Below are 13172 nucleotides of genomic sequence, written 5' to 3' on the forward strand. Positions count from 1 at the left end.
GGCGTCTATGAGTCTGCGCAACACCCCGTTTCGGCAGGCTCTCCGGCTTTCGGGAGGAATGATGGCGTCCACCGTCGAGGTGGTGGTCGGCACCGTCGGACGCGCCCACGGGCTGCGCGGCGAGGTGACCATCCGGCTGCTCAGCGACTTCCCCGAGGAGCGGTTCGCGCCCGGCGTCGTGCTGCACGCCGGGCAGCCCGCAGGCCGCGGGCTCGAGGTGGCCACCAGCCGCTGGCAAGGCGACATGCTGCTGGTCGCTTTCCGCGGATATACCGACCGGTCGCGTGCCGAGACGCTGCGTGGCACCGAACTGTGGGCACAGGTCGAGGCGGGCGAGGACGACGAGGGCGACTTCCACGATGCCGCACTGACCGGTCTGGAGGTCCGCACCGGCACTGTCGTCCGCGGCCGGATCGCCTCGATCGTGCACAACCCCGGCCAGGATCTGCTGGTGGTCCGTTCCGCCACGGGCGAGCATCTGGTGCCGTTCGTCACCGAGCTGGTGCCGACGGTCGACCTGGCGGCGGGTTTCGTCGAGGTGGTCGACCTGCCGGGTTTGTTCGGCGAACCTGAAGTCGCCGGCGAGTCCGAGGCGGAGGAGGTCCGATGAGGCTCGATATCGTCACGATCTTCCCCGAATACTTTGCACCGTTGCAGCTGTCCCTGGTCGGCAAGGCGATCCGCGCCGGCACGGTGGACGTCGCCGTCCACGATCTGCGCCGCTGGACCCACGACCGGCACCGCACCGTCGACGACACCCCGTACGGCGGCGGTGCCGGCATGGTGATGAAGCCCGAGCCGTGGGGCGAAGCACTGGACGAGCTGCTCGCCCTGCCGGATCACCAATCCGATGAGCCGGTGCTGATCGTGCCCACGCCGTCCGGGACGCCGTTCACCCAGCAGATCGCGCACGAGTGGGCCGCGGAGAAGCGGCTGGTCTTCGCCTGCGGACGCTACGAGGGCATCGACGCTCGGGTCGTCGAACATGCTGCCACCCGGATGCGAACCGCCGAGGTCAGCCTCGGCGACTACGTGCTGAACGGGGGAGAGGTCGCCGCGCTGGCGATCGTCGAGGCCGTCGTCCGGCTGCTGCCCGGGGTGCTGGGCAATCCGGCGTCCCTGATCGAGGAATCGCACGCGCCCGGCCACGACAACCTGCTGGAGTACCCGACCTACACCAAGCCGGAGACCTGGCGCGGGCTGAGCGTGCCGGAGGTGCTGCTGTCCGGCCATCACGGTGAAGTGGCGAAGTGGCGCCGGGCGCAGGCCGTGGAGCGGACTCGCGAATGGCGTCCGGACCTGCTCTGAGCGGCGTGGGAGATCCTCGGCGGGTGGCGTTCACTGGTCCGGTGATTGCTTCCCCGTAACGCCCCCGATCGCCTTCGCCTGTGGTCTCGCCCTGCTGCTCGCCGGCCGTGCCGCGCCCCTGCCCTGCAACCTGGACGCCGGTCGGCACCCGACCGACTCACGAGACCCTTCGTCTCAACCGGGGCGACTTTCCGGTGGCGTCCAACATGGCCGTCGCAAGGGGAATATGGTGACTCTCGTGGCGACGACAACTCTTTCCCCACGCGCTCAGGCGGTCCGCTCCTCGGTGGCCATAAAGGTCCTGATGGCGATCACCGGTCTGATCATGATCGGGTTCCTGCTGATGCACATGTACGGCAACCTGAAGGTCTTCTTCGGTGCCGAATCCTTCGATCACTACGCCGAGTGGCTCAAGGGGGACATCCTCTACCCGCTGGCGCCGAAGGGTTGGTTCATCTGGATCTTCCGGACGTTCCTGCTGGCGGCGATCGTGCTGCACATCTGGTCGGCGGCCACTCTGACCCTGCGCGCCCGTCGCGCCCGCGGCACCAAGTACGTCAACTCCAAGCCGATCCAACAGACCTACTCGGCCCGCACCATGCGCTGGGGCGGCGTGATCCTGGCCGGCTTCCTGGTCTTCCACATCCTCCAGTTCACCTCCCGCACGATCAAGACCGGCTTCGCCGCGGACGCCGGGGCGTACGACATGTTCGTGGCCTCGTTCCAGTACTGGTGGCTGGTGCTGGCCTACGCGCTGTGGATGGTGACGGTCTGCATGCACATCCGGCACGGCTTCTGGAGCGCGTTCGCGACGCTCGGCGCAAACACCTCGGCGAAGGCCCGCACATGGTTCAACATCGTTGCCTACGCGGTCGCCATTCTGTTGTATGTCGGATTCATGGTGGCACCACTGGCGGTGCTGTTCGGAGCGGTGAAGTGATGGCAACCCAGACGATTGAGCGCGACGAGACGTCCGTCGGCGACCAGTACTGGCAGGTCGGTGCCGAGGTCCGAGACGCGAAGGCGCCGGCCGGTCCGATCGAGGGCAAGTGGGCGAAGCGGCAGTTCGAGGCGAAGCTGGTCAACCCCGCCAACCGGCGCAAGCTGACGGTGATCATCGTCGGCACCGGTTTAGCCGGCGGCGCCGCGGCGGCCTCCCTGGGTGAGGCCGGCTACAACGTGCTCAACTTCTGTTACCAGGACAGCCCGCGCCGGGCCCATTCGATCGCCGCGCAGGGCGGCATCAACGCCGCCAAGAACTATCGCAACGACAACGACTCCACCTACCGGCTGTTCTACGACACGGTCAAGGGCGGCGACTACCGCTCCCGCGAGACCAACGTCTACCGGCTGGCCGAGGTGAGTGCCCGGATCATCGACCAGTGCGTCGCCCAGGGCGTCCCGTTCGCCCGCGAGTACGGGGGTCTGCTCGACAACCGTTCGTTCGGTGGCGTCCAGGTGCAGCGCACCTTCTACGCCCGCGGCCAGACCGGGCAGCAGTTGTTGATCGGCGCCTACCAAGCGCTGGAGCGTCAGGTGGCAGCTGGCACGGTCAAGATGCACACCCGGCACGAGATGCTCGAGCTGATCGTGGTGGACGGCCGGGCTCGGGGCATCGTCGCTCGCGACATGGTGACCGGTGAGATCGAAACCCATCTCGCGGATGCCGTGGTGCTGGCCACCGGTGGCTACGGCAACGTGTTCTTCCTGTCCACCAATGCGATGGGATGCAATGTCACGGCCGGCTGGCGGGCGCACCGCAAGGGCGCCTATTTCGCCAACCCGTGCTACACCCAGATTCACCCGACCTGCATTCCGGTGCACGGCGAGACCCAGTCCAAGCTGACCCTGATGAGCGAGTCGCTGCGCAACGACGGACGCATCTGGGTGCCGAAACGCGCCGAGGACTGCGACAAGGACCCGCGGCAGATTCCCGAGGAAGATCGCGACTACTACCTGGAGCGGATCTACCCGGCGTTCGGCAACCTGGTGCCCCGCGATATCGCGTCCCGGCAGGCCAAGAACATGTGCGACGACGGACGCGGCGTCGGCCCGGCGGTCGCAGAGAAGCAGCCGGACGGCTCAACCAAGATGGTCCGCCGCGGCGTCTACCTCGATTTCGCCGAGGTGATCAAGCGAATCGGACGCGACGGCGTCGCCGCCAAATACGGCAACCTGTTCGACATGTACGCCCAGATCACCGCGGAGGACCCCTACGAGGTGCCGATGCGGATCTACCCGGCCGTGCACTACACGATGGGCGGCGTCTGGGTCGACTACGACCTGATGACCTCGATCACCGGCCTTTACGCCACCGGCGAATGCAATTTCTCCGACCACGGCGCGAACCGGCTCGGGGCGTCCGCCCTGATGCAGGGGCTGGCCGACGGCTACTTCGTGCTGCCGAACACGATCAACGACTACCTGGCTGCCGCTCCCTTCCCGAAGCTGAGCCCCGACCACCCGGACGTGGTGGCCGCGGTGCGCAGCGTCCAGGAACGAATCGACACCCTGCTGTCCATTCAAGGCAGCCGCACGGTCGACTCGTTCCACAAGGAACTCGGCCAGATCATGTGGGAATACTGCGGCATGGAACGCACCGAAGCGGGCCTGAAGAAGGCGATCGGGCTGATCCGCGAGCTGCGCGACGAGTTCTGGCGCGACGTCAAGGTGACCGGCCAGAACGAGCAATTCAACCAGACCCTGGAACGGGCCGGACGGGTCGCCGACTTCCTCGAACTCGGCGAACTGATGTGCATCGACGCGCTGCATCGACGCGAATCCTGCGGTGGCCATTTCCGGGCCGAGTCGCAGACCCCGGACGGCGAGGCGCTACGGCACGACGACGAGTTCCTCTACGTCGGCGCCTGGGAATATACCGGCGATGTGCCCGTGCTGCACAAGGAACCGCTGGAATACGAGTTCATCGAGCTGAAGCAACGGAGTTACAAGTGAACATCACTTTGCGGGTCTGGCGGCAGGCGAACGCCGACGCCAAGGGGGCCATGCAGACCTACCAGCTGGCCGATGTCAGCCCGGACATGTCGTTCCTGGAGATGCTCGATCTGCTCAATGAGCAACTCACCATCGAGGGCGGCGAGCCGGTCGCCTTCGACCACGACTGCCGCGAAGGCATCTGCGGCATGTGCGGCGTGGTGATCAACGGTTCGGCGCACGGACGGGGCTCGTCCCCGGTGCCGACCACTACCTGCCAGCTGCACATGCGCTCGTTCGCGGATGGCGCCACCATCGACGTCGAGCCGTGGCGGGCCGGCGGCTTCCCGGTGATCAAAGACCTGGTCGTGGACCGCAGCGCCTTCGACCGGATCATCCAGGCCGGCGGCTACATCTCGGTCAACACCGGCGCCGCACAGGACGCCAACGCCCTTCCGGTGCCCAAGGTGGACGCCGACCGCGCGTTCGACGCCGCCACCTGCATCGGCTGCGGCGCCTGCGTGGCGGCCTGTCCGAACGGTTCGGCGATGCTGTTCACCTCGGCCAAGATCACCCACCTGGCGATGCTGCCGCAGGGCCAGCCGGAACGCTGGTCGCGGGTCAAGGGCATGGTGGCCCAGCACGACGCCGAGGGCTTCGGCGGCTGCACCAACATCGGCGAGTGCGCGGCGGTCTGCCCCAAGGGCATCCCGCTGGACACCATCAGCCAGCTGAACCGCGACCTGATGCACGCCCTGTTCAAGAAGGACAAGTAGGTCCCCCCAGCCTCCGCGCTCGTCCCACTCGTCACGGCTCGCTGAACTCGGCGAGCATCAGGTAGGCGAGCGGCCGGGGTCGGACAACGGATCTCGTCCGATTTCGGGCTGGGGAGGGGGTATGGCAGACTTGATCCTCGGTGCCGAAACGCCCCTGCCACAGGGGGGAAGGCGTCCGCACTCCGGTCCTGATCAAACCACGAGGTGTCCTGTGGCACCGGCGAGGAAATCGACATGAACAAGCTCGTTGCCGAGGTCACTGCGGCCTCCCTACGCTCCGACATCCCCGAGTTTCGCCCCGGCGACTCCGTGCGGGTGCACGTGAAGGTGGTCGAGGGCAACCGCTCCCGGATCCAGGTCTTCGCCGGCGCGGTGATCTCCCGCACCGGCAGCGGTATCGGCGAGTCGTTCACCGTCCGCAAGGTCAGCTTCGGCACCGGTGTCGAGCGGACGTTCCCGCTGCACTCCCCGATCATCGACAAGATCGAGGTCGAGCGCCGTGGCGACGTCCGGCGGGCCAAGCTGTACTACCTGCGCGGTCTGCGCGGCAAGGCGGCCAAGATCAAGGAAAAGCGGGACCGCTGAGTCCGCCCGATGGGGACGCCGAACACAGGGGCAGGAGCCGCGCGGTGAGCGAGTCAGCCCCGAGCGAGAAGAGCGAGAAGCCCTCGGCCGGCCGGGTGGCCGGCATGTGGGCCAAAGAGATCGCCATCGTAGTGATCGGCGCGCTGGTCGCGTCCACGCTGCTGCGGTTGTTCATCGCCCAGATGTTCGTCATCCCGTCCGGATCGATGGAGAACACACTGCTGATCCGCGACCGGGTCATGGTGCAGAAGGTCGCCGGCTGGTCACGCGGCGACGTCGTGGTGTTCCGCGACACCCAGGGCTGGCTCGCCGACCCCGAGGAAGAGACCGATCCCGTTCGCAAGGCGTTGATCTTCATCGGCCTGGCGCCCGACGAGAGTTCGAACCACCTGATCAAACGGGTGATCGGGCTGCCCGGCGATCACGTCAAGTGCTGCGATTCGCAGGGCCGGATCACGGTGAACGACGACCCGCTGGACGAGACCAGCTATCTGTACTCCAGCAATGGCGAGACGGTCGAGCCGTCCGCGATGTCGTTCGACGTGGTGGTGCCGAAAGACCGGATCTGGGTGATGGGCGACCATCGCAACGATTCCCAGGATTCCCGTTGCCACCTCACCGAGGGCACCGGCGGCATGGCGGCGTTCGTGCCGATCGCGGACGTAGTGGGATCGGCCGTGGCGGTGGTGTTCCCCTTCGACCGATGGCGCGGACTGTCCCGTCCGGACACCTTCGCCCAGGTCCCGGAGCCGGCCTCGCCGGCACCCGATCGGCCGGTGATCGCCGGGCAGACACCGGTCTGCTGAGATCGCCATGGCGTTCGTGTTGCGTCGGGACGCGGGCCTGTACGGCTACGAGCGGGCACTCCGCCGGGCCGGTTTCGGGCTGATCGCCGGTGCCGACGAGGCCGGACGTGGGGCCTGCGCCGGTCCGTTGGTCGCGGCGGCGGCGATTCTGGGCAGTACGCCGGGCGCGCAGGTGGCCGGTTTGAGGGACTCCAAACTGCTCAGCCCGGCGCAACGCGAGCGCTGCTACGACGAGATCATGGCCAAGGCCGTGGCCTGGTCGGCGGTGCTGATCGAACCCGGCGAATGCGACCGGCTGGGCATGCATGTGGCGAACATCCAGGCGTTGCGCCGGGCGGTCTGGCGGCTCGGCGTCGCCCCTCATTTCGTGCTGACCGACGGCTTCGGCGTCGACGGATTGGGCGTGCCGTCGCTGGCGGTGTGGAAGGGGGACGCCGTGGCGGGCTGTGTGGCGGCGGCGTCCGTGATCGCCAAGGTCACCCGGGATCGGCTGATGAAAGCCGCGCACGAGCAGTGGCCGCACTACCGTTTCGACGTTCACAAGGGCTATTGCACGCCTCTGCATCAAGAACACCTGGACGTCCACGGGCCCTGTGAGATCCATCGGTTCCGGTTCGAGAACGTCCGTCGGGCAGCGGCGACCGTGGCGGCGCGCACGCACGGTTCGGGATCGGCCCTGACGCCCCCACCGGGGTTGCCGAGCGACGTCCGCAATAGAGATAGAGTGGCCACGCTATGAGCGCCGAAGATCTTGAACAGTACGAGAGCGAACTCGAACTCCAGTTGTACCGGGAGTACAAGGACGTGGTCGGGATCTTCACCTACGCGGTGGAGACGGAGCGGCGTTTCTACCTGTGCAACGCCGTTGATCTGAAGGTGCGCACCGAGGCTGGCGACGTCTACTACGAGGTGTCCATGGGCGACGCCTGGGTGTGGGACATGTACCGTCCGGCCCGGTTCGTGAAGTCCGCCAAGGTGCTCACCTTCCGCGACGTCTCCATCGAAGAGATCGCCCACAGCGAGTTGAAGGTGCCGGACAGCCTCTGAGGTTCCCCAGCGGACCTCGCGCCCGTTTATCCACAGCCGCCCGACGACTTTGAACACTTTCGTATCCGGGTGCCCATGCTGAGGGCATGGAACGACAAGCGGTGGGGCGAGCGGGCGAGGTGGCGGCCGTTCAGCATCTGGTGCGCCGGGGCTGGACGATCATCGAACGCAACTGGCGATGTTCGCTGGGCGAGGTCGACATCATCGCTCACACGGCGGAACCCGATCCGGTGCTGGTCTTCTGTGAGGTCAAATGCCGTAGTGGCACCGGGTTCGGCGATCCGCTCGAGGCGATCACCGCCGAGAAGCTGGCTCGGCTGCGCCGGCTGGCGCTGACCTGGCTCGGCGAGCAGAGCAGGTGGGTGCCGCACTACCGGCTGGACGCCATCGGCGTCCTGCTGCCTCGCGACGGACGTCCCCGCATCGCCCATCTGGAAGGAATCGGCGAATGACCCCGGCACGGGCCTTCTCGGTCGCCCTGGTCGGGGTCGAGGGCACGATCGTCGAGGTGGAGGCCGCCATCGGGGGCGGGTTGCCGCGGATGGTGATCGTCGGATTGGCGGACGCCGCACTCGGCGAGGCACGCGAACGTTGCCGGGCCGCCGTGCATGCCCAGGGCCTGGGCTGGCCGGCGCAGCTGGTGACCGTCAACCTGTCGCCGGCGACCTTGCCGAAGGCGGGTTCGCATTTCGATCTGGCGATCGTGGCCGCGGTCGAGGCGGCTGCCGAGAAGTTCGACCGGGCCGTGCTGGAACGCATGGTGCTGTTCGGCGAGTTGGGCCTCGACGGACGCGTCCGGCCGGTGCGCGGGCTGCTGCCGGCGCTGCTCGCCGCGGTCACGGCCGGGTTCAGCACCGCCGTCGTGCCCGCCGCGCAACTGCGCGAGGCAGAGCTGGTCGAAGGGCTCACCCTATGGGGCGTGAACGACCTGCTCGACCTGGTGGCGGTGCTGCTCGGCGAACCACCCAAGCCTCCGCCGGAGGTGCCGCCGACGGCCGCCGCCGAGACCTCACCCGTCAAAGACCTGAGCGATGTGGTGGGTCAGTTGGAGGCCAAGTGGGTGATCGAGGTGGCGGCAGCCGGACGCCATCACCTCTACCTGCACGGGCCGCCGGGGGTGGGCAAGACGCTGCTGGCCGAACGCCTGCCCGGCATCCTTCCCGACCTGGAGACCGCTGAGGCGCTGGAGGTGTCGGCGATCCATTCGCTGGCCGGTCTGCCGCTGGAGGGCGGCCTGATCCGGCGTCCGCCCTATGCCGATCCGCACCACACGGCGTCGCTGGCCAGCATCGTCGGTGGCGGCGCCCGGATCGCCCAACCCGGCAGCATCAGCCGGGCTCACAACGGGATTCTGTTCTTGGACGAGGCTCCGGAATTTTCGCCGCGGGTGTTGGAGGCGCTTCGGGTGCCGTTGGAGTCGGGCCGGGTGGTGCTGGGCCGGGCGGCGGCGCAGGCCAGCTACCCGGCCAGCTTTCAACTGGTCCTCGCCGCGAATCCCTGTCCGTGCGGCAACGCCGCCACGCCCGGCGCGCACTGTACCTGTGCACCGATGGCGATCCGGCGCTACGGCGACCGCATCTCGGGGCCGATCCTCGACCGGATCGACATCCGGCACTACCTGCGGCCGATGTCGCAGAGCTATCTGAAGGCGGCCGTCGGCAGGGGGGAGCCGTCGGCGGCGGTGGCCGCGCGGGTGGCCGAGGCACGCGAGCGGCAACGGCATCGACTCGCCCCGCACGGCTGGCGGACCAACGGCGAGGTGCCCGGCCCCGCGTTGCGGCGCCGGCTGCCGCTGCCGCAGGGCAGCGAACTGCTCGACGAGGCGGTGGCCCGCGGACGCCTCTCGGCCCGCGGCGTCGACAAGGTGATCCGGCTGTCCTGGACGGTCGCCGACCTGGCCGGCGTCGACCGGCCGCGACGCGAACATCTGCACACCGCCCTGGCGATGCGTCACGGGCGCGATCTGGCGGAGGTGGGAAGTGGATGAGCGTGACGCCCGGATGGCCCTGTGCTGCGCGGTCGAACCGGGCAATCGCGCGGTGACGGCGGCGGTGGCCGAATACGGCCCCGCGGCGGTGTTCGCCAGCCTGTGCAAACCGTCGTCGCGTTCCCGCTGGGAGCGGCGGGCCAAGGCGGTCGACCTGACGGTGGTGCGCCGGGCGGCGGACCGCAACCGGCTGCGGTTCGTGATTCCCGGCGACGACGAGTGGCCGGAGGCCCTCGACGATCTGGCCACCGGCGAACCGGTCCAAGAGATGGGTGGCGTCCCGTTCGGGCTCTGGCTGAAAGGGGACGCCGACCTCGCCCAGGCGGCCGCACGGGCCATCGCCATCGTCGGCTCCCGTGCCGCGACGCCGTACGGCCGGTCGGTGGCGTCCGATCTGGCGGCCGGCCTGGGCAGCCACGGCATCGCGGTCGTCAGCGGCGGCGCCTATGGCATCGACGCCGCCGCGCACGAGGGTGCGCTCGCCACCTCGGTGCCGACCATCGCCGTGATGGCCGGCGGCCTGGACAGCCCGTATCCGCCGGGCAATGCGGCGCTGCTGCAGCGAGTGGCCGGGCAGGGCCTGTTGGTCAGCGAACTGCCGCCGGGGGAGCATCCCACCAGGTCCCGGTTCCTGGCGCGCAACCGGCTGATCGCGGCCTTGTCGCGGGCCACGGTCATCGTCGAGGCCGCCTGGCGCAGCGGCGCGCGGAACACGGTCAGCTGGGCGAGCGCCTGCGGACGGGTCGTGCTGGCGGTACCCGGTCCGGTGCACAGTGCGACCTCGACCACCCCGCACCGGCTGATCCGCGATGCCGAGGCGGTGCTGTGCACCGGCGTCCCGGACGTCCTGGAACTCGTCGGCCCGCTCGGGCGGCAGCCACCCGGCCGGCCCGATCAGCACCGTCTGCTCGACGAGCTCAACGCCGACGAACTGGCCGTCTACGAGGCGTTTCCGGCGCGCGGCGAAATCGATGCCGGCGAGGTGTCGCTACGCGCCGGCCTCGCGCTGGGCAACTGCCTGGCGATCCTCGACCGTATCTCTGAACGCGGTCTCATCGAGTACGGCGCGGCCGGCTGGAAACTGACCCGGCCTGTCACTCGCACGGGTGACTGACGTGGCAGCTAACGATCTATAAAGTTGTCCATGTCGGGGGGACATAGAAGTACTGTTGACCGGATCGCACTAGTTCGGGGGGAGTGGGGCGATTCGGCCAGCGGTTCTTCCAGCTACTTTCCGCCCGCAGGCGACCCAGCGTCGCCTGCGGGCGGAGTGCTTGCGATCGCGCCTTCCGGTGTCTGATATCGGCCGGCGTGAGAGGACAAGAAGCCATGTTGGAGTACCGCCGCAGGTGCGAGCGTTGCGGCCGCGACCTTGCTGTCGACGACCATCGGGTCTACATCTGCTCCTTCGAATGCACCTGGTGCGCCGATTGCGCGGCCACCTTCCCGGCGGGACACTGCCCCAACTGCGGCGGCAACCTCGAACTGCGTCCGATCCAGCCACGTCACCTGGCCCGGCACACGCCACGGTTCCAGCCGCACTCCGACATGCTGCAGCTGCTCGCGCCCAGCGTCTGAGCACACGCCACGTCGCTCGCGGCAGTGCCGTGAGGGACGTCTATGCTGACCGCCATGAGTCGCGGACCGATGAACCGGGCACTGAGCGGTTTCACCTCCACGATCTTCGCCGAGATGTCCGCGTTGGCGTCCCGCACCTCGTCGGTCAACCTCGGTCAGGGCTTCCCCGACTTCGACGGACCGGCGAGCATGCTCGATCGGGCCCGCCAGGCGATCGCCGATGGCGTCAATCAATACCCGCCTGGACCGGGGAGTCCGGAACTGCGGGCCGCCGTGGCAGCCCATCAGCGACGGTTCTACGGCCTTCCACTCGACCCGGACGCCCAGGTGCTGGTCACCGCGGGGGCAACCGAAGGAATCGCCGCCGCCATGCTCGGTCTGCTCGAACCCGGCGACGAGGTCGTTCTGCTCGAGCCCTACTACGACTCCTACGCCGCAACCATCGCGCTGGCAGGCGGCGTCCGGCGTCCGGTCCGCCTCGAACCACCGGATTTCGTGCTCCCCCGCGAGGCGTTCGCCTCGGCGATCGGGCCACGAACCCGGCTGCTGCTGATCAACTCGCCACACAACCCGACCGGTGCCGTACTGAGCCGTGGCGACCTGACCTTTATCGCGAGTTAGCCGTTCGCCACGACCTGATCGTCGTCACCGACGAGGTCTACGAGCACCTCACCTACGACGGAACCGAGCATCTGCCGCTGAGCACCTTGCCTGGGATGGCCGACCGGACCATTACCTTGTCATCGGCCGGAAAGACCTTCTCCGCGACTGGCTGGAAGATCGGCTGGGCCACCGGGCCGGCCGAACTGGTCGCCGCCGTCCGGGCCGCCAAGCAGTTCCTCACCTACGTGAACGGGGCGCCCTTCCAGCCGGCGATCGCCGAAGCCCTGCAGCTGCCGAACAGCTACTTCCGCGATTTCCGGACGTCCCTGCAAGACAAGCGGGACCGGCTCATCGACGGACTGACGAGCGCCGGCATCGCGACTTTCCGGCCGTCCGGCACCTACTTCGTGGTCGCGGACGCCCGCAGCCTCGGCTTCGACGACGGCTACCAGCTGTGCCGGGAGCTGCCCGCCCTCTGCGGCGTGGTCGCCGTGCCGATGCAGGTGTTCTACGACAATCCGGACGGCGCCCGTCACCTGGTCCGGTTCGCCTACTGCAAACGCGACGAGGTGCTCGACGAAGCCGTCCGCCGGCTTGGTTTCCTGCGCTCCGGCTAGCAGAGTCGCCGATTTCGTTGGTCGAGCTTGTCGAGACCTCGCGGCGTCCGCTATTCAGTGAGGCCCAGTCGGGCGAATGCCTCGACCAGACCGGCCTGCTCCGGCGGCGGCACGACCAGATCGGCCAGCGCCAGCAACGGTTCGGGCGATCCCTCGATCACCACCGCGGTGGCTGCGTCGGTGAGCATCTCCAAATCGTTGTAGCCGTCGCCGATGGCCACGATGTCTGCGTGGTCCGCGCCGAAGTGCTCCACGGCCATCATCATCCCGACCGACTTGTTTACCTCGGCCAGATAGAGCTCGCCGGCGCGATCGCCGAGCGTCGCCATCGAGCTCGGCACGAAGCCGACCTCCGGCTGGAGTTGGTTCGCCACCTCGCTCATCGGCGCGTTCGCGTCGAAGTTGGCTACCTTGCTGAACGACACCGTGCTCAGGTCGTCGCTCACCCGAAGGGCGTCGACGATGTCGCCACCGGTGGTGCTGGTCGGCGAACCGTCGTCCTGCCCCACGTGCATCAGGGACGCGATCCGCGCCGGCGTCGTCGGGCGCGCGTGCACGGCGTCCGGGGTCTCGAGAATGTAGGCCGCGTCGTGGGCGTCCAGGAGTGCCCGGACGCGGTCGCCCAACTCGGCCGGGAAACGGCGATCGAGAAGTACCTCGCCGTCCACCTCCAGATAGGCGCCGGCGGCGCCGACCATGCCGTCGAAGAGCACTCGGACCTCGTCGCTGACCAGTGAGCGCGGACGGCCGGTGCAGAGCAGGATGCGGTGTCCTCGGCTACGGGCCTCGCGGATGACCTCCGCATGCGGCGGCGGCACCACACCCCGGTCGGCCAGCGTTCCGTCGAAGTCGATGAACACGATCTTGCCCACGGGCGAAGCAACTCCTGAAATTAGATGTTTCAACTAAAAGGCAGTCTATGCCGGGTGGC

At 68.2% G+C, this 13172-nt stretch carries 16 protein-coding genes; 15 read left to right on the top strand and 1 reads right to left on the bottom strand.

Annotated features, from left to right (window positions below; translation table 11 throughout):
- The first annotated feature begins 7 nt into the window (after positions 1-7).
- The 15 genes from rimM (at position 8) to QM619_RS11510 (ending at position 12241) form a co-directional block, all read left to right on the top strand.
- Complete coding sequence (gene rimM / locus QM619_RS11440; RefSeq protein WP_415108436.1) at positions 8-610, top strand: ribosome maturation factor RimM; 603 nt, start codon at positions 8-10, stop codon at positions 608-610.
- Positions 607-1308: a tRNA (guanosine(37)-N1)-methyltransferase TrmD gene (gene trmD / locus QM619_RS11445; protein WP_415108439.1), complete on the top strand. Its 702-nt coding sequence runs from the start codon at positions 607-609 to the stop codon at positions 1306-1308. The genes rimM and trmD overlap by 4 nt, the downstream gene beginning before the upstream one ends.
- Before the next feature lie 226 nt (positions 1309-1534).
- Positions 1535-2248: a succinate dehydrogenase cytochrome b subunit gene (locus QM619_RS11450; protein ID WP_415108442.1), complete on the top strand. Its 714-nt coding sequence runs from the start codon at positions 1535-1537 to the stop codon at positions 2246-2248.
- On the top strand, positions 2248-4263 hold the full coding sequence (locus QM619_RS11455; protein WP_415108445.1) for a fumarate reductase/succinate dehydrogenase flavoprotein subunit: 2016 nt from the start codon (positions 2248-2250) through the stop codon (positions 4261-4263). Before QM619_RS11450 ends, QM619_RS11455 begins: the two co-directional genes overlap by 1 nt.
- Positions 4260-5018 carry a succinate dehydrogenase/fumarate reductase iron-sulfur subunit gene (locus QM619_RS11460; RefSeq protein ID WP_415108448.1) on the top strand — a complete coding sequence of 253 codons (759 nt, stop codon included), beginning with the start codon at positions 4260-4262 and terminating at the stop codon, positions 5016-5018. Before QM619_RS11455 ends, QM619_RS11460 begins: the two co-directional genes overlap by 4 nt.
- Positions 5019-5252: 234 nt before the next feature.
- A complete protein-coding gene (gene rplS / locus QM619_RS11465) occupies positions 5253-5603 on the top strand; it encodes a 50S ribosomal protein L19 (protein ID WP_415108451.1) in 351 nt (116 codons plus the stop codon).
- Between the two features lie 44 nt (positions 5604-5647).
- Positions 5648-6409, top strand: coding sequence for a signal peptidase I (gene lepB, locus QM619_RS11470; protein WP_415108454.1), 762 nt, complete (start codon positions 5648-5650; stop codon positions 6407-6409).
- Between the two features lie 7 nt (positions 6410-6416).
- Positions 6417-7148, top strand: coding sequence for a ribonuclease HII (locus QM619_RS11475; protein ID WP_415108457.1), 732 nt, complete (start codon positions 6417-6419; stop codon positions 7146-7148).
- Positions 7145-7456, top strand: a complete 312-nt coding sequence (locus tag QM619_RS11480) for a DUF2469 domain-containing protein (RefSeq protein ID WP_415108460.1) — start codon at positions 7145-7147, stop codon at positions 7454-7456. The genes QM619_RS11475 and QM619_RS11480 overlap by 4 nt, the downstream gene beginning before the upstream one ends.
- A gap of 86 nt (positions 7457-7542) precedes the next feature.
- A complete protein-coding gene (locus QM619_RS11485) occupies positions 7543-7908 on the top strand; it encodes a YraN family protein (RefSeq protein ID WP_415108463.1) in 366 nt (121 codons plus the stop codon).
- Positions 7905-9443 (top strand): YifB family Mg chelatase-like AAA ATPase, encoded by a 1539-nt coding sequence (locus QM619_RS11490; RefSeq protein WP_415108466.1) that lies wholly within the window; start codon positions 7905-7907, stop codon positions 9441-9443. Before QM619_RS11485 ends, QM619_RS11490 begins: the two co-directional genes overlap by 4 nt.
- Positions 9436-10557: a DNA-processing protein DprA gene (gene dprA, locus QM619_RS11495; RefSeq protein WP_415108469.1), complete on the top strand. Its 1122-nt coding sequence runs from the start codon at positions 9436-9438 to the stop codon at positions 10555-10557. The genes QM619_RS11490 and dprA overlap by 8 nt, the downstream gene beginning before the upstream one ends.
- A 215-nt stretch (positions 10558-10772) precedes the next feature.
- A complete protein-coding gene (locus QM619_RS11500) occupies positions 10773-11021 on the top strand; it encodes a DUF1272 domain-containing protein (RefSeq protein ID WP_415108472.1) in 249 nt (82 codons plus the stop codon).
- A gap of 54 nt (positions 11022-11075) precedes the next feature.
- Positions 11076-11642 carry an aminotransferase class I/II-fold pyridoxal phosphate-dependent enzyme gene (locus QM619_RS11505; RefSeq protein WP_415108475.1) on the top strand — a complete coding sequence of 189 codons (567 nt, stop codon included), beginning with the start codon at positions 11076-11078 and terminating at the stop codon, positions 11640-11642.
- Between the two features lie 17 nt (positions 11643-11659).
- On the top strand, positions 11660-12241 hold the full coding sequence (locus QM619_RS11510) for an aminotransferase class I/II-fold pyridoxal phosphate-dependent enzyme (protein ID WP_415108567.1): 582 nt from the start codon (positions 11660-11662) through the stop codon (positions 12239-12241).
- Positions 12242-12291: 50 nt separating this feature from the next.
- Here the strand turns inward: QM619_RS11510 and QM619_RS11515 are convergent, their stop codons facing one another.
- Positions 12292-13113, bottom strand: a complete 822-nt coding sequence (locus QM619_RS11515) for an HAD hydrolase family protein (protein ID WP_415108478.1) — start codon at positions 13111-13113, stop codon at positions 12292-12294.
- Positions 13114-13172: the final 59 nt, after the last annotated feature.

The sequence above is a fragment of the Micropruina sp. genome, from assembly GCF_047606665.1.
GTDB lineage: Bacteria > Actinomycetota > Actinomycetes > Propionibacteriales > Propionibacteriaceae > Micropruina.

Coding starts and splice junctions, on each gene's coding strand:
- rimM (WP_415108436.1), top strand. CDS start 8: ATGAGTCTGCGCAACACCCCGTTTCGGCAGGCTCTCCGGCTTTCGGGA.
- trmD (WP_415108439.1), top strand. CDS start 607: ATGAGGCTCGATATCGTCACGATCTTCCCCGAATACTTTGCACCGTTG.
- QM619_RS11450 (WP_415108442.1), top strand. CDS start 1,535: ATGGTGACTCTCGTGGCGACGACAACTCTTTCCCCACGCGCTCAGGCG.
- QM619_RS11455 (WP_415108445.1), top strand. CDS start 2,248: ATGGCAACCCAGACGATTGAGCGCGACGAGACGTCCGTCGGCGACCAG.
- rplS (WP_415108451.1), top strand. CDS start 5,253: ATGAACAAGCTCGTTGCCGAGGTCACTGCGGCCTCCCTACGCTCCGAC.
- QM619_RS11475 (WP_415108457.1), top strand. CDS start 6,417: ATGGCGTTCGTGTTGCGTCGGGACGCGGGCCTGTACGGCTACGAGCGG.
- QM619_RS11480 (WP_415108460.1), top strand. CDS start 7,145: ATGAGCGCCGAAGATCTTGAACAGTACGAGAGCGAACTCGAACTCCAG.
- QM619_RS11485 (WP_415108463.1), top strand. CDS start 7,543: ATGGAACGACAAGCGGTGGGGCGAGCGGGCGAGGTGGCGGCCGTTCAG.
- QM619_RS11490 (WP_415108466.1), top strand. CDS start 7,905: ATGACCCCGGCACGGGCCTTCTCGGTCGCCCTGGTCGGGGTCGAGGGC.
- QM619_RS11500 (WP_415108472.1), top strand. CDS start 10,773: ATGTTGGAGTACCGCCGCAGGTGCGAGCGTTGCGGCCGCGACCTTGCT.
- QM619_RS11505 (WP_415108475.1), top strand. CDS start 11,076: ATGAGTCGCGGACCGATGAACCGGGCACTGAGCGGTTTCACCTCCACG.